This is a genomic window from Sphingomonas sp. GW821-FHT10C01 (genome assembly GCF_059415525.1).
Genome location: NZ_JBWKNK010000001.1, coordinates 1,192,360 through 1,212,062, shown reverse-complemented (window position 1 = coordinate 1,212,062; position 19,703 = coordinate 1,192,360). Strand labels below are relative to the sequence as shown.

At 66.2% G+C, this 19,703-nt stretch carries 16 protein-coding genes; 11 read left to right on the top strand and 5 right to left on the bottom strand.

Going from position 1 to position 19,703, the window contains the following annotated elements:
• Positions 1 to 94: 94 nt before the first annotated feature.
• The 4 genes from AC07M1_RS05915 to AC07M1_RS05900 all read right to left on the bottom strand — a co-directional run bounded on the left by AC07M1_RS05915 (position 95) and on the right by AC07M1_RS05900 (position 6,911).
• A complete protein-coding gene (locus AC07M1_RS05915; RefSeq protein WP_495161636.1) occupies positions 95 to 1,558 on the bottom strand; it encodes an efflux transporter outer membrane subunit in 1,464 nt (487 codons plus the stop codon).
• On the bottom strand, positions 1,555 to 4,740 hold the full coding sequence (locus AC07M1_RS05910; RefSeq protein ID WP_495161635.1) for an efflux RND transporter permease subunit: 3,186 nt from the start codon (positions 4,738 to 4,740) through the stop codon (positions 1,555 to 1,557). The genes AC07M1_RS05915 and AC07M1_RS05910 overlap by 4 nt, the downstream gene beginning before the upstream one ends.
• Before the next feature lie 12 nt (positions 4,741 to 4,752).
• The gene (locus AC07M1_RS05905) at positions 4,753 to 5,850 is read right to left on the bottom strand and encodes an efflux RND transporter periplasmic adaptor subunit (RefSeq protein WP_495161634.1); all 1,098 of its coding nucleotides are present in this window, start codon (positions 5,848 to 5,850) and stop codon (positions 4,753 to 4,755) included.
• 197 nt (positions 5,851 to 6,047) lie between these two features.
• On the bottom strand, positions 6,048 to 6,911 hold the full coding sequence (locus AC07M1_RS05900; protein ID WP_495161633.1) for a metal-dependent hydrolase: 864 nt from the start codon (positions 6,909 to 6,911) through the stop codon (positions 6,048 to 6,050).
• A gap of 46 nt (positions 6,912 to 6,957) precedes the next feature.
• Between AC07M1_RS05900 and AC07M1_RS05895 the strand changes: the two genes are divergently transcribed.
• The 3 genes from AC07M1_RS05895 to obgE all read left to right on the top strand — a co-directional run bounded on the left by AC07M1_RS05895 (position 6,958) and on the right by obgE (position 9,999).
• Complete coding sequence (locus AC07M1_RS05895) at positions 6,958 to 7,581, top strand: TetR/AcrR family transcriptional regulator (RefSeq protein WP_495161632.1); 624 nt, start codon at positions 6,958 to 6,960, stop codon at positions 7,579 to 7,581.
• A 3-nt stretch (positions 7,582 to 7,584) separates the two neighbouring features.
• Positions 7,585 to 8,847 (top strand): alpha/beta hydrolase family protein, encoded by a 1,263-nt coding sequence (locus AC07M1_RS05890; RefSeq protein ID WP_495161631.1) that lies wholly within the window; start codon positions 7,585 to 7,587, stop codon positions 8,845 to 8,847.
• A 102-nt stretch (positions 8,848 to 8,949) separates the two neighbouring features.
• Positions 8,950 to 9,999 (top strand): GTPase ObgE, encoded by a 1,050-nt coding sequence (gene obgE, locus AC07M1_RS05885; RefSeq protein WP_495161630.1) that lies wholly within the window; start codon positions 8,950 to 8,952, stop codon positions 9,997 to 9,999.
• A gap of 20 nt (positions 10,000 to 10,019) precedes the next feature.
• Here the strand turns inward: obgE and AC07M1_RS05880 are convergent, their stop codons facing one another.
• Entirely contained in the window at positions 10,020 to 10,766 is a 747-nt protein-coding gene (locus AC07M1_RS05880; RefSeq protein ID WP_495161629.1) for a class I SAM-dependent methyltransferase, read from the bottom strand.
• Positions 10,767 to 11,065: 299 nt separating this feature from the next.
• On the opposite strand from AC07M1_RS05880, the gene proB reads away from it, so the two are divergent.
• The 8 genes from proB to lptG all read left to right on the top strand — a co-directional run bounded on the left by proB (position 11,066) and on the right by lptG (position 19,676).
• Complete coding sequence (gene proB, locus AC07M1_RS05875) at positions 11,066 to 12,169, top strand: glutamate 5-kinase (protein WP_495161628.1); 1,104 nt, start codon at positions 11,066 to 11,068, stop codon at positions 12,167 to 12,169.
• Positions 12,166 to 13,071: an NAD-dependent epimerase/dehydratase family protein gene (locus AC07M1_RS05870; RefSeq protein WP_495161627.1), complete on the top strand. Its 906-nt coding sequence runs from the start codon at positions 12,166 to 12,168 to the stop codon at positions 13,069 to 13,071. Before proB ends, AC07M1_RS05870 begins: the two co-directional genes overlap by 4 nt.
• Positions 13,068 to 13,565: a GNAT family N-acetyltransferase gene (locus AC07M1_RS05865; protein WP_495161626.1), complete on the top strand. Its 498-nt coding sequence runs from the start codon at positions 13,068 to 13,070 to the stop codon at positions 13,563 to 13,565. Before AC07M1_RS05870 ends, AC07M1_RS05865 begins: the two co-directional genes overlap by 4 nt.
• A 217-nt stretch (positions 13,566 to 13,782) precedes the next feature.
• On the top strand, positions 13,783 to 14,028 hold the full coding sequence (locus AC07M1_RS05860; protein ID WP_447728851.1) for an acyl carrier protein: 246 nt from the start codon (positions 13,783 to 13,785) through the stop codon (positions 14,026 to 14,028).
• Between the two features lies 1 nt (position 14,029).
• A complete protein-coding gene (gene spt, locus AC07M1_RS05855; RefSeq protein WP_495161625.1) occupies positions 14,030 to 15,283 on the top strand; it encodes a serine palmitoyltransferase in 1,254 nt (417 codons plus the stop codon).
• Between the two features lie 40 nt (positions 15,284 to 15,323).
• Positions 15,324 to 17,294, top strand: a complete 1,971-nt coding sequence (locus AC07M1_RS05850; protein ID WP_495161624.1) for an ATP-binding protein — start codon at positions 15,324 to 15,326, stop codon at positions 17,292 to 17,294.
• Between the two features lie 85 nt (positions 17,295 to 17,379).
• The gene (gene lptF / locus AC07M1_RS05845; protein ID WP_495161623.1) at positions 17,380 to 18,579 is read left to right on the top strand and encodes an LPS export ABC transporter permease LptF; all 1,200 of its coding nucleotides are present in this window, start codon (positions 17,380 to 17,382) and stop codon (positions 18,577 to 18,579) included.
• The gene (lptG, locus tag AC07M1_RS05840; RefSeq protein WP_495161622.1) at positions 18,576 to 19,676 is read left to right on the top strand and encodes an LPS export ABC transporter permease LptG; all 1,101 of its coding nucleotides are present in this window, start codon (positions 18,576 to 18,578) and stop codon (positions 19,674 to 19,676) included. The genes lptF and lptG overlap by 4 nt, the downstream gene beginning before the upstream one ends.
• The last annotated feature ends 27 nt before the right edge of the window (positions 19,677 to 19,703 follow it).

Genomic DNA, 19,703 nt, shown 5'->3' with positions numbered 1-19,703 from the left:
CGCGCACCGGTGCCACCCCAAAGGACGGAGCCGGGTGCCCGCCACCGTCACGCAACACGGCGGGTATCCCTGCTCCTATGGTTCAAGGAAGAACCTATTGAGTCGTAACCGCGGCCTCGCGGCGCACCGGCGTGGGCGCGCCTTCCCAGCCGCCGCCCAGCGCCTTGAACAGCGCGACCTGCGCCTCGGCCAGAGCCGCGTTGGACTGGGCAAGCGCACCGCGCGCGCTCGCGCGATCCCGCTCGGCGTCGATCCGCTGGAGCAGGCTGTCACGGCCCGCGTCAAAGCGCAGGATTGCGATCCGCGCGGCATTGGTCGCCGCCGTATCAGCACGGCGCAGCGCGACGTTGCGCTCGATCTCGCCCGAATAGCGCGCCAGCGCCTGCTCGACCTCGCGCAGCGCGGTCAGCACAGTGCCGTCGAACGCCGCGAGCGAACCCTCGGCACCGGCCTCGGCCTGACGGATCTGCGCGCGCGCCGCGGTGATGTTCGGGAAGCTCCAGCTGAGCAACGGCCCAAGCGAGAAGTTGAACGACGAACTCTTGCCGAGGTTATCGAGGCTCTGTGAACCGAGAGATACCGACCCCAGCAAACGGATGGATGGATAGAGCGATGCGGTCGCCACCCCGACCCGCGCCGTGTCCGCCGCCAGCGCCCGCTCGGCCTGACGCACATCGGGCCGTCGCGCAAGCAGCGCCTGCCCGTCGCCAACCGGGATCAGGTCGGAAACGCCTGGGGGGGTGGCGCAAGCGTTCGCTTCGCTGTCCAGTTCGGCCGGCGGCTTGCCGGTCAGAGTCGCGAGCGCATAGAGGGCAGCGCGCCGTTCGGCCTCGAACGCCGGCACCTGCGCGCGAGCATTCTCGGTCAGCACGCGCGCCTGATCGATGTCGCGCGCGGTACCACGCCCGGCCTCGACCAACCGCTGGGTCAGGTCGAAGGTGCGCGTCTGCAACTCCACCGTCTCGCGCGCGACTTGCGCCTGCGCCGCGAAGCCACATGCCGCAGCATAAGTCCGCGCCGTTTCCGCCGCAACCGCCACGCGCGCGCCGTCCAGCGCAGCCTGCGCCGCTTCGGTATCGCCGCGCGACGCCTCAATCGAGCGGCTCACCCGCCCGAACAGGTCCACTTCGTACGACGCGTCAAAGCCCAGCCGGAAGAAGTCGTTCTCGACCCCGTTCACACCCGGCGGCAACGCACCCTGCGCGCTCTCCGCGCCCGTCCGCTGACGGGTATATTGGCCCTGCAACGTGGTGCCTGGCAGACGCTGCCCGCGCGATTCCGAGAGGATCGCCCGGGCACGCTTCAGGTTCGCCGACGCCTGACGGATGTCGGTGTTGTGGGTCAACGCCTCCACCACCAGCCGGTCGAGCACCGGGTCCTTGAACAGCCGCCACCATTCGCCCTCGACGGCGCCCGGTGACACCTTGGTCAGGCCTGGATCGACAAAGGCCGCAGCCGCGGCGGGCGGCGTCGCGGGACGCTCATAGTTCGGCCCCACCGCACAGCCCGCCAGCAGCGAGCCCGCCAGCAACGGAGCAATCAGACTGAGGCGCTTCATTCTGCAGGCTCCGCAACAGGATCTTGGGGTTTGTGACGCAGCGTCTTCATCTTGGCCGACGACCAGTCACCCAGCTTGCGACAGATGACATAGAAGGCCGGGGTGAAGAGCAGGCCGAAGATGGTCACGCCGATCATGCCGAAGAACACCGCGACGCCCAGCGCCTGGCGAAGCTCCGCCGCAGCGCCGCTTGCGATCACGAGCGGCAACACGCCCAGGATGAACGCGATCGACGTCATGATGATCGGGCGCATACGCTGGTGTGCCGCATGCTTGGCGGCCTCCCACATATCCATGCCCTCATCCTCGTTCTGGCGCGCGAACTCGACGATCAGGATCGCGTTCTTCGCCGCCAGGCCGATCAGCACGATCAGGCCGATCTGGGTCAGGATGTTGTTGTCCATCCCCATCACGTTCACGCCCAGGATCGCGGCGAGCAGACACATCGGCACGATCAGGATCACCGCCAGCGGCAGCACCAGGCTCTCATAGAGCGCGGCCAGCAGCAGGAAGACGAACACCACCGCCAGGGCAAAGGCCAGCACGCCGGTATTGCCCGCCTGACGTTGCTCGAACGCCAGCTCGGTCCATTCAAAGCCCATGCCGCGTGGCAGGGTCTTTGCCGCCAGCGCTTCCATCGATGCCAGCGTCTGACCGGTCGAATAGCCGGGCTTGGTGTCTCCCATCAGTTCGGCCGCCGGATAGAGGTTGAAGCGGACGACACGGTACGGGCCGCTATCGTTCTTCAGCGTCATCACCGAGCTCATCGGCACCATCTCACCCGATGCCGAACGCGTCTTCAACGCCTGGATATCCGACGGATCGTCGCGATAGGGCGCGTCTGCCTGTGCCGTCACACGGAAGGTGCGGCCCAGATAGTTGAAGTCGTTGACATAGGCCGAGCCCAGATACGAGCCGAGCGTCGAGAAGATGTTCTGCACCGGCACGCCCATGCGCTCCGCGCGCTCGCGGTCGACATCGGCGGTCAGGCGCGGCGTTCCGGTGTTGAACTGGGTGAAGGTGTTGGTGACGCTCTCCTGCTGGTTCGCGCCCATCATCATGCCCATCGCCGCCTGCGCCAGCGCATGATAGCCCTGCCCGCTGCGGTCCTGGACCATCATCTTGAACCCGCCGCCGGTACCGATTCCTGGCACGGGTGGCGGCGCGATGATGAACAGATTGCCACCCTTGATCCCCGCGAACGCGCCATAGAGCGCGCCCTGGATCTCATCGGCGGTCTGATCGCGGTCGGCGTGCGGCTGCAGGCCAAAGAACACGACGCCGGCGTTGGGCGCGGTCGAGAAGCTTGCACCGTCGAGGCCGGCGAAGCCCACCGAGTATTTCATCCCCGGCACCTTGTTGGCGGCGGCAATCGCCTCACGCACCACTGCATCGGTGCGCTGGAGCGACGAGCCCGGCGGCAACGACACCACGCCGATCAGGTATCCCTGATCCTGCGCCGGAATGAAGCCCGACGGGGTCGCCGTGAAGCGCCAGCCGGCGACGAGGATCAGCGCGACATAGACTACGCCGACCAGCATCAGCGCGCGAACGAGCTTCGCGGTGAGCTGGCCATACTTCTCCGACAACCAGTTGAAGCCGTCGTTGAACTTCTTCCCGGCCCGCGCGGGCAGCCCGCGCCAGCCTTGCGGCACGTCGGAATGATGCCCCTTATGCTTGAGCACGAGCGCACACATCGCCGGCGAAAGCGTGAGCGACACAAAGGCCGAGATGATCGTCGCCGAAGCGATGGTGATCGCGAACTGTTGATAGAAGGCTCCGGAAATGCCCGGGATGAACATGGTCGGGATGAACACGCCGACCAGCACCAGGCTGATCGCGATGATCGCGCCGGACACCTCGTCCATCGTCTCATGCGCGGCTTCGCGCGGAGACAGGCCCTTCTCCTCCATCAATCGTTCGACATTCTCGACCACGACGATCGCGTCGTCGACGACGATACCGATGGCCAGAACCAGGCCGAACAAGGACAGCGTGTTGAGCGAGTAGCCGAAGATGAGCAGCACCGCGAAGGCGCCGACCAGCGACACCGGGATCGCGATGATCGGGATGATCGCAGCGCGCCAGCTCTGGAGGAACACGATGACCACCAGGACCACCAGGATCAGCGCTTCGATCAGCGTCTTCTCCACTGCGGTGATCGACTCGTCGATATACTCCGTCGGGTTATAGTCGATCGAGTATTTCATCCCCTGCGGGAAGTCCTTGGCGAGGGTGTCGAGCTCGGCCTTCACCGCCGCGGCGGTTGCCAGCGCGTTCGATCCGGGCAGCTGGAACACACCCACGCCGACGGCGCGCTTGTCGTTCAGATAGCCGTTGAAGCTATAGTCCTGCGCGCCCAGCTCGATGCGGGCGACATCGCGCAGATGCGTCAACTTACCCTCGGCATCGCGCTTGATGACGACGCTGCCGAACTCTTCCGGAGTGGTCAGGCGGCCCTTGGCCTGCACGCCCAGCTCGAACGCGGGGCTGGCCTTGCCATAGGGCGGCTGGCCGACCGCGCCGGCAGCGACCTGCACGTTCTGCGCTCGGACGGCGTTGACCACCTCGTCCACGGTCATGTCGCGCGCGGCGGCAAGACCAGGATCGATCCACAGGCGCATATTGTAGTCGCGTCCACCGAACGCCTGCGCCTGGCCGACGCCCGGAATACGCGCGATGCGGTCCTGCACCTGCAGGGTCACGTAGTTCGAGATATACTGGATATCGAGGCTGTTGTCGGGCGAGGTGAAGAACGCGACCATCAGGAAGTCGGGCGAGTTCTTGTTCACCGTGATGCCCATACGCCGGACATCCTCGGGCAGGCGCGGTTCCGCCTGCTGGACGCGGTTCTGCACGAGCACCTGCGCCTGATCGACGTCGGTACCCTGCTTGAACGCGATGGTGATCTGCGTCTGGCCGTTACCCGTCGACGATGATGTCATGTACATCATATTCTCGACGCCGTTGATCGCCTGTTCGATCGGCGCGGCAACGGTCTCCGCCAGCGTTTCCGCGCTCGCGCCCGGATAGGTGGCGGTCACCACCACCGTCGGCGGGGCGATGTTCGGATATTGGGCGATCGGCAGCGACGGATACGCGATGGCGCCGACGATCACGATCAGGATCGAGAGCACCGCCGCGAAGATCGGCCGCTCGATGAAGAAATGCGGAAATTTCATCGTGTCGGTCCCTTAGCGGACGGTGGCTTGGCCGGATTCCGGTTCGGCGGTCGGGGCGGTCGGCGCAGCCTGCTTGGCGGCATCCGGCTTGATCTCGCCCTTCTTCGGCGTGACCGGCATTCCCGGCTGCAGCATGCCCATGCCGGCGATGATCACCCGGTCGGTCGGGGCAAGCCCGTCGCGGATGATGCGCAGACCTTCCACCTTTGCTCCAACCTCGACGGGACGCGGGGTCGCCTTGTTGTCCTTGCTGACGACATAGACGAGACGGCGGGTCTGGTCGGTGACGATCGCCTCATCAGGGACCAGCATCGCCTTATAGGTGCCCGATCCCAGCAGGCGCGCGCGGCCGAACATGCCCGGCGTCAGGAAGCGCGTCGGGTTCGGCACCACCGCATAGGCGCGGATCGTGCCCGAATTCGGATCGACGGCGCTGTCCAGGAACTCCATCTTGCCGTTCCAGCGATACTCGTTCTCGTCGGCGAGCTGGATCTGGACCGGGTTGGCGGTGTTGCGCGAAGAGCCGCGCTCGCCGCGCTGATCCTGGCGCAGGTTCTTGAGGTAGAAGCTCTCGGCGCCCTCGAACTCGAACCGGATCGGGTCGATCGAAACGATCCGGGTCAGCACCGTCTGGCCGTCGGCGACCGAGTCGCCGATGCTGACCTTGCGGTCCGACATGCGGCCGCTGAACGGCGCGCGCACGGTGGTGAAGCCCAGGTTGAGCTGCGCCGCATTCGCGGCTGCGCGGCCCGCCGCCAGATCGGCAGCCGCGGCACGCTCTGCCGCGACGTTGGTCTCAAGCTCTTCCTTGCTCACCGCCTGCGCACTGGCGAGGGCGCGGCTGCGCGCGGTCACCTGGCGGGCGTTGGTCAGCGCGGCCTGCGCGCGGGCGATCTGCGCCTGCGCCTGGGCGAGCTGTGCCTGATAGGGGCGGCGGTCGATCGTGAAGAGCGGCTGACCCTGCACCACGTCCTGACCGTCGCGGAAATGGACCGCGGTGATGACACCGTTGACCCGCGCGCGGATCTCGACGTCCTGCGGCGCGACGAAGCGGCCGGTATAGTCGTCCCAGTCGACGACTTCACGCTGCAAGGGGTTTGCAACCGTCACTTCCGCCGGAGGCGGCGCAGGGGGCGGCGCTGCGCCTCCGCAAGCCGAAAGCACAGTGAGAGCCAGGATGGCGATTGCAGATCGCATTGTTCTTATTCCCCTTTGCTGCGTCGCGGCAATTGGGGGGACGAAGCGGTGGTTTCAACCCCGCAACGTCTAATTTCTGAAATTTTCCGTTCAGTAATTCGAAGGCAGTGTCAGGCTGCTGCCACAACGCTGGGCATAAGTGCCGCTGAATACTCGCTTTCCGCCAGCTGGATCAGCTTGCGGTCGTCATGATTCCACGGATGGAATCCGGGCAGGAAATAGCTCGACCAGGCCGGGATCATGCGACGCACGACCCCCGGCGAGACCAGCAGATACTTCGCCAGCGCCGCCTTCGCGCGCCAGCCGGTGACCCCGTCCTGCGCCATCAGGTCCAGCGTGCCTTCGATCCGGTGCTTCCAAAAGGTGCCGCTGATCAGCAGCATCGTCAGCGACTTGATCTTCCACCGCTTCCAGCGGCTCATATGCCGGGTCGCATGAAGGAAGGTGTCGTACGCGACCCCCTTGTGCTCGATCTCCTCGAGCGCGTGCCAGCGCCACAAGTCACGGCTCTCGCTGTCGGCGCCCGCCAGATGCCTGGGATTGCTCAGCAATTCGGAGGCGATGATCGCGGTGTAATGCTCCAGCGCCATCGTCGCGGCCAGCTGGACGATTGCCGGGCGCGCGCGCGCGATCTCCAGTACCTGGTCGATCCGCGCCTCCAGCCCACTGATGTCATAGCCATGGTCCAGCACGCGCTTGTTGAACGCGACATGCTCGCGGCTGTGCACGACTTCCTGGATCGTGAACGCCTTGATCTCGCGCGCAAGCTTCTCATCGACGCCCTCGCGGAACGCCTTCACGCTCTCGATGAAGAACGCCTCGCCCTTGGGGAAGGTGACCGACAGCGCATTATAGAATGCCGTCCCCACCACATCGCCACCCAGCCAGAGCCGGTCCTGCGCCTGCCCACGTCCAAAGCGGCGGTCGCGCGGGTTGATCGTCAGATCAGCGGGAGTCTTTGCGTTCGCCACCATTTTCCTCCAAGGCAGTTGCGAGCGAAATTATGCACTACTTACACTTATGTCAATAACCACTCTTCCCGAGCGCAAACGCCTCACCCCGGAGGAATCACGCGACGCCGCGCTCGAGGCCGCGCGCGCGATCCTGATCGAGGCGGGGCCGCAGGCGGTGACGCTGAAAGCGGTGGCCGCGCGCATCAACCGCACCCACGCCAACTTGCTCCATCATTTCGGCTCGGCCGCGGGCCTCCAGCGCGCGCTCGCGCGCAGCCTGGCGGAGAGCGTCTGTACCCGCATCGCCGGACTGATCCAGGAGGCCCGTGCCGACCAGAGCGCGCGCAGCGAGGACAAGCCGCGGCAGGTCGTCGATCTGACCTTCGACGCGTTCGATCGCTCGGGCGCCGGCGCGCTGGCCAGCTGGATGATCCTCTCCGGCAACGAGGACGCGCTCGACCCGATCCTCGAGACGGTCCACCAGCTCGTCGATCAGATCGCCGAGGGCGAGGAAGAGGAATGCCGCGTCGACTTGCGCCAGGACACGCTCAGCCTGGTCCTGATGGCGCTGGGCGACGCCCTGCTCGGCGAGCCGCTCGCCAAATCGCTCGACCTTCCGCGCGGTGCGGCACGTGAGATCGCCTTGCGGCAGCTTACCGCTTCGCCGCGTTTCCAGAAGATGTGGGGCTAAACCATGTTGCTTGCCGTGATGACCGCCGGCCTGTCCGTTGCCGCGCCCGCTTCCCCGCCCTGCGTCCCCGGTGTCTATGCCGGCCCGCAGAGCCGCTACCGTGTCGTGATGGAGCGGACCGACACCGCTCAGACCGGCGCATGGCGCTGGGCTGCCGAGGATGGCCGCTTCGGCCTCACCAATGACGGCAGTGTCACCTGCAGCGGCGACACGCTTGAGGTGAAGGATGGCACAGCGGTCGTGCGCTATTCGAAGGTCGCGCTTCGCCTCACGCCGACCACGTTCAGGAGCGGTGAACTGACGCTCAACGGCCTGTTGATCGAACCGCCGGCCACATCGGGCAAGAAGCCGCCGCTGGTCGTCGCCGTCCATGGGTCGGAGCGGACCCCGGCGGTCAAATACGCCACCTACCCCTGGATGCTCGCCGCACAGGGCATTTCCGCATTCGTCTACGACAAGCGCGGCACCGGTCTGTCGCAGGGCAGCTACAATCAGAATTTCCATGCGCTCGGTGCAGATGCCGCCGCGGCCTCCAAGGAAGCGAAGCGACTCGCCGCCGGCCGCTATTCGCGCTTCGGCCTGCTCGGCGGCAGCCAGGGCGGCTGGGTCGCGCCGCGCGCCGCGAATGACGCAGGCGCCGATTTCGTCGCCATCGGCTTCGGTCTGCTGATCGATCCGCTCGAGGAAGACGCCTCGCAGGTTGCCGCCGAACTGACCGAGGCGGGCTATGGCGCCGATGTCCTTAAACAGGCGCGCGAGATCACCGACGCGACCGGCAACGTCATGGCCGAACATTTCAAGCAGGGCTATGAGCAGCTTGCGGCGGTCAAGGCGCGCTACGCTACCCAGCCCTGGTTCGCGAAGATCAAGGGCGAGTTCACCGGCGACGTCCTCGCGCTCGACGAGGCGACGCTGCGTCGCGAGGGCGCCGCCAAGTTCGACAATCTCGAACTCGACTGGCGCTATGATGCGATGGGCTGGCTGCGCAAGGTCAAGGTGCCCCAGCTCTGGGTGATCGCCGCCGAGGACCGCGAGGCGCCGCCCCAGACCACGATCGACCGCCTCCAGACGCTACGCCGCGAGGGGCACCGCATCGACATCGTCCGCTTCCCCGCCACCGATCACGGCATGGTCGAATTCACTCAGGACGCGTCGGGCGAGCGCACCACCACCCGCATCACCGACGGTTATTACCGGCTGCTCGGGGACTGGATCAAAGGCACGAGCCGCCCACCCTATGGCCGCGGCGAATTTTTGACTAAGTAAGGCCGCACCAGCCCGCTCCCCCACCCCGGCCACCCAACGCCAGTATTCTGTGGATGGCCGGGTGGGGAGCGGGCCGGTGCCGCAAGCCAATCAGGTACCACCATGCATTTTCTCGACCAGGCAAAGATCTACGTGAAATCCGGCTGGGGCGGCGGCGGCGCCGTCGGCTTCCGGCGTGAAAAGTACATCGAATATGGCGGCCCCGACGGCGGCGACGGCGGCAAGGGCGGCGATATCATCTTCGAAGCCGTGCCCGGTCTCAACACGCTGATCGACTTCCGCTACACCCAGCATTTCCGCGCCCAGCGCGGCCATGGCGGATCGGGCAGCAACAAGACCGGGGCGGGCGGCGACGATCTCGTCATCAAGCTGCCGGTCGGTACCCAGATCCTGGCCGACGACGAAGAGCGCACCCTGCTCGCCGACCTGACCAAGGCGGGCGAGCGCATCGTCTTCCTCCGGGGCGGCGACGGCGGCCGCGGCAATGCCAGCTACAAGACCAGCACCAACCGCACCCCGCGCCAGCACGGCACCGGCTGGCCGGGCGAGGAAATGTTCGTCTGGCTGCGGCTCAAGCTGCTGGCCGATGCTGGGCTGGTCGGCCTGCCCAATGCCGGCAAATCGACCTTCATCAACGCCGTCACCAACGCCCAAGCCAAGGTCGGCGCCTATGCCTTCACCACTACCCGCCCCCAGCTCGGCGTGGTGCGCCACAAGCAGAATGAATTCGTGATCGCCGACATCCCCGGCCTGATCGAGGGCGCGGCGGAAGGCGCCGGGATCGGCGACCGCTTCCTCGGCCATATCGAGCGGTGCAAGGTGCTGCTCCATCTCGTCGATGCGAACGACGAAGACGTCGCCACCAGCTACCGCATCGTCCGTGACGAACTCGAAGCCTATGGCGCGGGCCTGCTCGACAAGAAGATCATCATCGCGCTCAACAAGATCGACATGCTCGACGATGAGCTGATCGCCGCGCTGTCCGCCGAGCTGGAGGAAGCCAGCGGGGCCGAGGTCATCGCCATCTCCGGTGCGGCGGGCATCGGCGTCGACTGGGCGCTCGACAAGCTGCTTGAAGCGATCGGCCCGGACCACGCCCGCGTCACCGACGACGACGAGGGCGAGGACGAGATCGAATGGTCGCCGATCTAAAGGCTAAACCCTAGGCGGGATCAGGCCGGATTGCGCGCGGTCACGACCCAGGCCGCGCCCTGAATCATGACACGGCCGTCGCGGACCCGCTCCGCGAAGACCTCTCGCACGGCATCGATGGCGCGTTGCTGGATGCCTTCGGACTGCCCGGCCAGCGCGCGCGAAAACGCGCCGACTTCGATCACCATGTTCACCGCGTCGTCGACTGCCGCCCGGTCATCCTCACCCTGCCCGAACGTAATCGCATGATCGAAGCGGGATAGCGCAACTTCGGCGAAGCCCGCATCGCGCAGAGCCGACTCGACATAGCGCTCCTCCGCAAACGCATAAGGCCCCGGCATACCCGGCGCCGGCGGCGGAGCGGGCGGCAAGATATCGCGCGCCGCGCCCATCGGTACCCGCACCCAGTCATTCTCGCCCGCGCCGCGCCAGCACACGAATGCGAGCCGCGCGCCCGGTTTCAGCGCCGCCCGCAAATGGATGAATGCATCCACCGGTGCGTCGAAGAACATCACGCCCAAACGGGAATAGAGCAGGTCGAAACTTCCCGCTGCAAGCGGTACGGTCGCGGCATCCCCCAGCCGGAATTCGACCGGCGATCCAGCCGGCGCATCGCGTTGCGCGCGTTCGATCAGCGATGCGGAGATATCCAGCCCCAGCACCCGCCCCGTATCGCCAACGCGCTCGGCCAGGGCGAAACTGGTCGACCCGGCCCCGCATCCGATGTCGAGCACATGCTCTCCGGCCGCCGGCATCGCGGCGATCATCGCCGCATCGCCAAATGGCGCCATCATCGCATCGAGCCTTTGCTGGTGGATCACCCACCGCTCGCCGGTTACCCCGGTCCAGTCATTGGCCCGCACCGCGATCTCACCTGCCGGCTCGCCCATCTGGTTCACCCCGCCTTGTTGCGATTCAGTCGCAACACGCTTTGCCACCGATCATACGCATTGCCTAGTGCTTGCCAGGGCGTCCCGGCCATCGTCACGCGGAACAGCCAGCCTTGGTCCAACGCAGGATAACATCATTGGCGCAGGCCGTGCGTCCGCGCTAAGCGCCCCTTGTCATGCACTTGTTTCCGCCCGCTTCCTGCCCGCGTCTCGTCGTCAAGATCGGTTCGGCGCTGCTCGTCGACCCGGAGGGCGCGATCTGGCGCGACTGGCTTGAAGGGATCGCCGCCGACATCGCCGCGCGCGTCCAGGCGGGGCAACAGGTCGCCGTCGTCTCCTCGGGCGCGATCGCGCTCGGCGCGCGCCGGCTGAAGCTCGCCAAGGGCGGCCGCTCCAGCCTCGAGGACGCGCAGGCGGCCGCCGCGACCGGCCAGATCGCGCTGTCGCAGGTCTGGGCCGAAGTCCTGGCCGCCAACGGCCTCACCGCGGCGCAGATGCTCGTGACGCTCGACGATCTCGAGGATCGCCGCCGCTATTTGAACGCCTCCGCCACCCTCGGGCGACTATTGTCACTCGGCGTGGTGCCGGTGATCAACGAGAATGACAGCGTCGCCACCGCCGAAATCCGCTTCGGCGACAATGACCGGCTCGCCGCGCGTGTCGCTCAGGCTGCGGATGCCAGCGGCGTCGTGCTGCTCAGCGATATCGATGGCCTGTACGACCGCAACCCGGCGCTCCCTGGCGCGGTCCATATCCCCGTGGTCGACCGAATCGACGGTCGGATCGAGGGGATGGCCGATCGCGGCTCCGCCTCGGGCATGGGTTCGGGCGGCATGGTCTCGAAGATTGAGGCGGCGCGCATCGCCGCGTCGGCCGGCGTGTCGCTTGCCATCGCCAACGGCCGGATCGGCCGCCCGCTCTCCGCCGACGTACGCCACACCGTCTTCCTCCCCGAGAAGCGGACGCGCGCGCGCAAGGCTTGGCTCGCAGGCCGCCTGACTGCGAAGGGCAGCATCTCCGTCGACGCGGGTGCGGCGCAGGCGCTGACCGAGGGGCGCAGCTTGCTGGCGATCGGCGCGACCGCGATCCGCGGCGTGTTCTTTCGCGGCGATCTTGTGACGATCGAAGGGCCCAACGGCCCAATCGCGCGCGGCCTCTCCGAATATGATGCACCCGACGCGCAGGCGATCCTCGGCACGCGCAGCGACGATCAGGGCGACATCCTCGGCTACGCGCCCCGCTCCACGCTGGTCCACCGCAACCATATGGCGCTGCTGTGACGACGCTCGCGCTCACCGGCGCCACCGGCTTTGTCGGCAAGGCGGCGGTCGAGCATGCGCTGGCCCGGGGTATCCATGTCCGCGCGCTCACCCGGCGCGAACAGCCGGCGCGCGACGGCGTCAGTTGGATCGCAGGCGATCTGGAGCATGAAGAGGCGCTGGCCCGGCTCGCCAGCGGTGCCGATGCGGTGATCCACATCGCCGGGGTAGTCAACGCGCCCACGCCTCAGGGTTTCATTCGCGGCAATGTCGACGGCACCCGCCGCATGACCGCCGCAGCTGTATCGATGGGGGTCAGGCGCTTCGTCCATGTCTCTTCCATGTCGGCGCGCGAGCCGCAGCTTTCGCAATATGGCCACTCCAAGGAGCTGGCCGAGCGGGAGGTACGCGATTCCGGTCTCGACTGGACCATGATCCGGCCGCCCGGCGTCTATGGTCCGGGCGACATGGAGATGCGCGACATCTTCCGCATGGCGAAATCGGGGTTCGTGCTGTTGCCGCCAGCAGGCCGCATCTCGCTGGTCCATGTCGCCGATCTCGCACGGCTGCTGGTCACGCTCGCGCTCACCGATCCGGGCCGCCACATCTATGAGTGCGACGACGGGGTCGACGGCGGCTATACCCATGCGCAGTTCGCGCGTCTCGTCGGCGACGCAGTGGGCAAGCGCCCGCTCCCCCTTTCGGTGCCCCGCGGCCTGCTCCATCTGGCCGCCCGCGCCGACCGCTTCTTCCGCGAAGCGAGCGCCAAGCTGACGCCTGATCGCGCGGCCTATCTCAGCCACCCCGATTGGACGACCGACCCAAGCCGCCGTCCGCCGGTCGAGCTATGGGCACCGCAGATCGCCACCTCGGCAGGTCTCGCCCAGACCGCCGCCTGGTACCGCGCCGAAGGATTGCTGTGACCGATTTCCGGATCCGCTCGTTCGAGGATCGCGACTGGCCGGCGGTCCGCGCGATCATCGATCATGTAGTCGAGAGCGGTACCAGCTACACCTATGATTCAGACCTGTCGGACGAAGCCTATCGCGCACTCTGGGTCGCGACCGCACCGGGCGGGACCGTCGTCGCCGAGGATGCCGACGGCACGATCCTCGGCACCGCCAGGCTCAGCCGCAATCAGCAGGGGCCGGGCGATCACATCGCCAATGCCAGTTTCATGGTCGCGCCCGATGGTCGCGGCCGCGGTGTCGGGCGGCGACTTGGCGAGCATGTCGTCGCCTGGGCGAAGGAGGCCGGGTTCCGCGCGATGCAATTCAATGCGGTCGTTTCGGACAACCAAGCGGCGGTGGCCTTGTGGAAATCGCTCGGTTTCGCGGTGATCGGCACCGTCCCTGAAGCCTTCCACCACCGCGACGGTCGCTTCGCCGACCTGCTGATCATGTACCGCCGGCTCTGACCAGACTTGCAATGTTGGAGTTCGCCTGCTCCGCTTTGCTCGCCCGTGGATCCTGCAATCGGTTGACACCGCGCGCGAGAAACATGCGTTTCGTGTCAACTTCTCCAGAGAGGCCTGTCAACTTCGCTCACTTTGAGTAGGCCGATCCCGCCCCGGCTTCACCCCGTTTCCGCCGCAATCGCTTGGCACTTGGCGTTGGGCAAATTAAGGACCACCCATGAGCGACCGCAACGACATCTTCACCACCGTCTCCGGCCTGATCGAACCCTTCAACAAGAAGGGCATCGAGCTCGCCGATTCCACCACCTTCGCCGGCGACCTGGAGTGGGACAGCCTCACCGTCATGGACTTCGTCGCGGCGATCGAGGACGAATTCGACATCATCATCACGATGAACATGCAGGCCGAGATCGAGACCGTCGGCCAGCTCGTCGATGCCGTTCAGAAGCTCAAGGCCGCCTGACATGACCGATTCGATCGCGACCCCCGACGCCCCTGACGTGCCCGTCGGCGCGCAGGGCGACCTGATGAGCAAGTTCGACGGCCTGATCGCCGAGCGTCAGGCCCTGCTCGACAGCGGCGTTACCGATCCGTTCGCGATCGTGATGGAACAGGTGAAATCGCCGACCGAGGCGGTGATCAAGGGCAAGGACACGATCCTGCTCGGCACCTACAATTACATGGGCATGACCTTCGACCCGGACGTGATCCAAGCCGGCAAGGACGCGCTGGATCAGTTCGGCAGCGGCACCAATGGCAGCCGCATGCTCAACGGCACCTTCCGTGACCATATGGAGGTCGAGGAAGCGCTGCGCGATTTCTATGGCACCACCGGCGCGATCGTCTTCTCGACCGGCTACATGGCCAATCTCGGCATGATCGCGACGCTGGCCGGCAAGGGCGACTATGTCATCCTCGATGCCGACAGCCACGCCAGCATCTATGACGGCTGCAAGCAGGGCTATGCGGAAATCGTCCGCTTCCGCCACAACAGCGTCGAGGATCTCGACAAGCGCCTCGGCCGTCTGCCCCCGGAGGCAGGCAAGCTGGTGGTGCTCGAGGGCGTCTACTCGATGCTCGGCGACGTCGCGCCGCTCAAGGAAATGGTCGCGGTCGCCAAGAAGCACGGCGCGATGGTCCTCTCCGACGAAGCCCACTCGATGGGCTTTTACGGCCCCAATGGCCGCGGCGTATACGAAGCGCAGGGGTGCGAGGGCGATGTCGACTTCATCGTCGGCACCTTCTCCAAATCGGTCGGAACCGTCGGCGGCTTCTGCGTCTCGAACCACCCGAAGTTCGAGGCGATCCGCCTCGCCTGCCGCGCCTATATCTTCACCGCATCGCTGCCGCCCAGCGTCGTCGCCACCGCGGCGGCATCGATCCGCAAGCTGAAGCACGCCCACAACAAGCGCCAGCATCTGTGGGAAAACGCACGCGCGGTGCATAGCGGCCTCACCGAAATGGGCTTCAAGCTCGGCACCGAGACCTGCGACAGTGCGATCATCGCCGTGATCCTGAACGATCAGGAACAGGCGGTGATGATGTGGCAGGCGCTGCTCGACAACGGTCTGTACGTCAACATGGCGCGACCGCCAGCGACTCCGGCGGGCACCTTCCTGCTCCGCTGCTCGCTGTGCGCCGAACACACGCCGGAACAGGTCCAGCGCATCCTCGCCATGTTCAAGGCGGCGGGTCAGGCCACGGGCGTCATCGCCTGAGGGCTGGCCAGCACGGCGTTGCGGCCCTAGCATCGCCGCCATGAGCGAGAGTAACGGACTGGCGCAGCGTATCGCGCGGCTCGACTGGCGCGCCGTCATGATGATCCTGATCGCCGTTCTTGGGATCGGGGTGCTCGCGGCGCTGATCACCAACCAGCGCGCCGCCGATGCCGAACGCGACGCGGCGCTCGCGCGCCAGTCGCAAAGCTATGAGGTGATGATCCTCGCCCAGAGCCTCGCCGGTACGATCGCGAGCGCGGAGGCGACGCTGGCCCGCTATGTCGTCAGCGGCGAGGAAAGCGTCGGCCGGGATTATGTCGCCGAATGGCAGCGCGCCGAAGGCCAGCTCACCCTCCTCACCCGCCGCACCCGCGATCACGATCCCGAAAAGAGCCTGATCGTCGACCTCCGCGCCGCGGTGGAAGCGCGTGGCAAGGAACTGTCACAGATCGCGCTCAACACCCGCTTCAAGCGCAACCAGGCGGCCTATGCCTATTTCGACGAGGCGCGCCGCTCACCCACCCTCCCACGCATCCGCAGTCTGCTCGACCAGATCGTTGCGGCGGAGCGCAGGTTGCTCAACGAACGGTCGCGGCGCGCGCGCTTCACCTCCGCCGCTGCGGAAGAGGAAACGCGCAACCTGATCCTGTTCGGGATGCTGATCGTGCTCGGCGCGATGGTCCTAGGCTGGCTCAATATCCGCGCGATCCGCGAGCGGGCCGCCTCCGCCGCCGAAGCCCAGGCCCAGCGCGAACGCGCAACGGAACTCGAGGCCGCGGTCGCCGCCGCCACTGCCGGGCTCCAGGAGGAAGCGCGCGAGCGCGCCGCCGCCGAAGCCCAGCTTCGCCAGGCGCAGAAGATGGAAGCCGTCGGACAGCTCACGGGCGGGATCGCGCACGACTTCAACAACATGCTCGCGATCGTTCTTGGCGGTCTCGAACTCGCCAAGCGCCACTTGCCCGAAGACGCCACGCAATCCGCGCGGCACATCGACAATGCGAGCGAGGGCGCCAGCCGCGCGGCGACACTCACCCGTCGCCTGCTCGCCTTCGCCCGCGCCGAACCGCTCACGCCACAGGCGATCGCGCCTGTCGAATTGATCGCCGGCATGACCAACCTGCTCGAACGCACTTTGGGCGAAGGGATCAGCGTACAGACCCGCACCGACGCGTCAGGCTGGCACGTCTGGGCGGACCGGCATCAGCTCGAGAACGCGCTGCTCAACCTCGCCGTCAACGCGCGTGATGCGATGGACGGACGTGGCACGCTGACCATCGCGACCGGCTACGCCGCGCTCGAAGGGGAAGCCGGGACGGAATGCGCACCGGGCAACTATGTCACCATCGCCGTCTCCGACACCGGCGCAGGCATGACGCCCGACGTCGTTGAGCGCGTGTTCGAGCCCTTCTTCACCACCAAGCCGGTCGGCAAGGGCACCGGCCTCGGCCTCAGCCAGATCTTCGGCTTCGTACGCCAGTCAGGCGGCGAGATCCGGATCGATTCGACGCCGGACGCGGGCACGACCGTCACGCTCTTCCTCCCCTGCCATGGCGCCATCGAACCGGCTGTTCCGGACACGGCAAGGAAGATCGGCCCGCGTACCGAACCGCATCGCGCGCTCGACATCCTGCTGGTCGAGGACGATCCGCGCGTCCTCGCCGCCACACTCGCCGCGCTGGAGGAACTCGGCCACCGGCCCGTCGCATGCGATGATCCGCTTGCCGCACCCCGTATCGTTGCAGGCCTCCATTCGCTCGATCTGGTCGTCAGCGACGTGATCATGCCCGGACAGACCGGGCCGGAGATGATCGCCGCGCTCGAACCGCAGTTGGATGGCGTCGCGGTGCTCTTTGTCACCGGCTATGCGGGCGACGCGGCCGATCACGACCGCTTCGGCGGCCGCCCCGTGCTGCGCAAGCCCTTCACCCTTGCCGCGCTGGAGGCCGCGATCGCCGACGCGATCACCATCCCCGCCGATACTGAGGCCGCGCCGGCAACGGCGGCGGGCTAGATTTAACCGTGCCGTACGATATAGCGTTGGATCGCAGCCGGTTCGCCGGCACCACCATGAAGATCAGGCCGCAGACCCTCCCCGCATGACCGCACTCGACCGGTATATGGCGCGCCTGATCGCGGTTCCGCTGATCTCGACGCTACTGATCTCAGCGATGCTGCTGATCCTCGACCGGATGCTTCGCCTGTTCGACTTCGTGGCGAGCGAGGGCGGGCCGGTCAGCGTGGTGTGGCGGATGCTCGCCAACCTGCTGCCGGAATATCTCGGTCTCGGCATCCCGGTCGGACTGATGCTCGGCATCCTCCTCGCCTTCCGTCGTCTCGCCACCAGTTCCGAGCTTGATGTGCTGCGCGCAGTGGGGATGAGCTATGGCCGGATGCTGCGCGTCCCCTTCATGTTCGCGATCGCGCTGGCGGGCCTGAACCTCGCCATCGTCGGCTTTATCCAGCCGCTCGCCCGCTACAATTACGAAGGGCTGCGGTTCGAGCTGCGGACTGGCGCGCTCGGCGCCTCGATCAAGGTCGGTGAGTTCACCAACATGGGCGACCGGATGACCCTGCGGATCGAGGAGAGCCGCAACGAGGGCACCGATCTGTCCGGCATCTTCGTCAGCGCCCGCGCACCCAATGGCGACATCGTTTCCGCGACCGCCGAAAAGGGCCAGTTCCTGCGCACCGACGATCCCGATGTGATCATCTTCCGTCTGACCCGGGGCACGCTGATCCATCAGTCGCCCAAGTTCAAGGTTCCGCGCGTCCTGACGTTCGACGCGCATGATCTGCCGATCGATCTCCCCCGCTTCGAACAGTTCCGTCAGCGTGGCGAGAACAGGCTCGAACTCACCTTGCCGCAGCTCGCAACGCTCGGTCGCGATTCCAAGGTGCCGGAAGCCCAGCGCGCGGTCACCCGCTCCGAATTCCACTTCCGCGTGGTCGAGGTCGCGACAATGCTGCTGCTGCCGTTCCTGGCACTGGCGCTCGGCGTTCCACCCAAACGATCGACCTCGGCGCTCGGCGTCTTCCTGTCGATCGTGATGATCGTCACCTATCACAAGATCAACCAGTATGCCCAAGGCGTGGGCGCTCGCGGCGTGATCGATCCGATCATTGCGCTATGGGGGCCATTCGCGATCTTCGCGGGACTGGTGTTCTGGATGTACTACACGATCGCCTATGTTCCTGGCGGCCAGCCGATCGGCGCGCTGGAGAAATTCTTCGCCAAGGCATGGAAAGCCATTGCCAAATGGCTGCCCGGACGGAAGCGCAGGGTGGCAGGCGCATGAACCCGATCACAGGATTCTTCCCGTCGCGGACAATCTCGCTCTACATGGCGAAGTCGTTCCTGATCAGCACCTTCGCCTTTCTGTTCGGGCTGGTGCTGATCCTGCAGACGCTCGATCTGTTGAGCGAATCCGGTCGTATCCTCGCGCATGCTGGCAATGGCGACGCGCAAATCTGGCGCTATGTCGGCCTGCGCACGCCCCAGATCATTTCGACCTTCCTGCCCTTCTCGGTGCTGCTGGGCACCATCATCACCCTCTCGACGCTCAACCAGAACAGCGAGGTGATCGCGATGAAGGCGTCAGGCCTCTCCGCGCATCAGGTGCTGGCACCGCTGATGATCGCGGGCCTGGGCGTTGCCGCGATCTCCTTCACCTTCAACGACCGTATCGTCTCCCGCGCCAGCGCCACGCTCGCGCAGTGGAAGAAGGTCGATTACGGCGTGCTGCCGATCGATCGCGGCGATCGCAGCAACGTCTGGGTCCGCGACGGCTCACACCTGATTCATGCCCAGCAAATCAAGGGTCGGGGCGAGAGCGCACAGCTGCTCGACGTCACGGTCTATGAACGTGACGGCGCGGTGCTGAAGTCGCTCGTCCGCGCCAAAACCGGGCGACGCGACGGTATGGGCTGGCGCGTCGACAATGCCGAACGCTTCGACGTTACCACCGGCCAACTCACTCCGCTGGGCAGCACCATCGTCGGCGAAGGCGTTCGCCCCGATCAGTTCACTCTGTCCAATGTCGATGCCGAATCGATGTCGTTCCGGGAGCTCAAGGAAGCGATCGACGATCTCCAGGCTGCCGGTCGCCCGACTAAGGCGCTCGAGGGGTCGTTGTGGCACAAGCTGTCCGGCCCGCTCTCGGCGGTGCTGATGCCGCTACTGGGTGCCGTAGCCGCGTTCGGCATCGCGCGCTCGGGCAAGCTGTTCGTCCGCGCGGTGATGGGGATGGGCCTCGGCTTCCTCTATTTCGTCGCCGACAATTTCGCCTTGGCGATGGGCAATCTCGGCGCCTATCCGCCCTTCCTCGCCGCCTGGGCACCGTTTCTTCTGTTCGCGATGATCGGCGAAGCGGTTCTGCTGAAGACCGAAGAATAGGACAGCTGCGCAACGCGATTGCGTTAC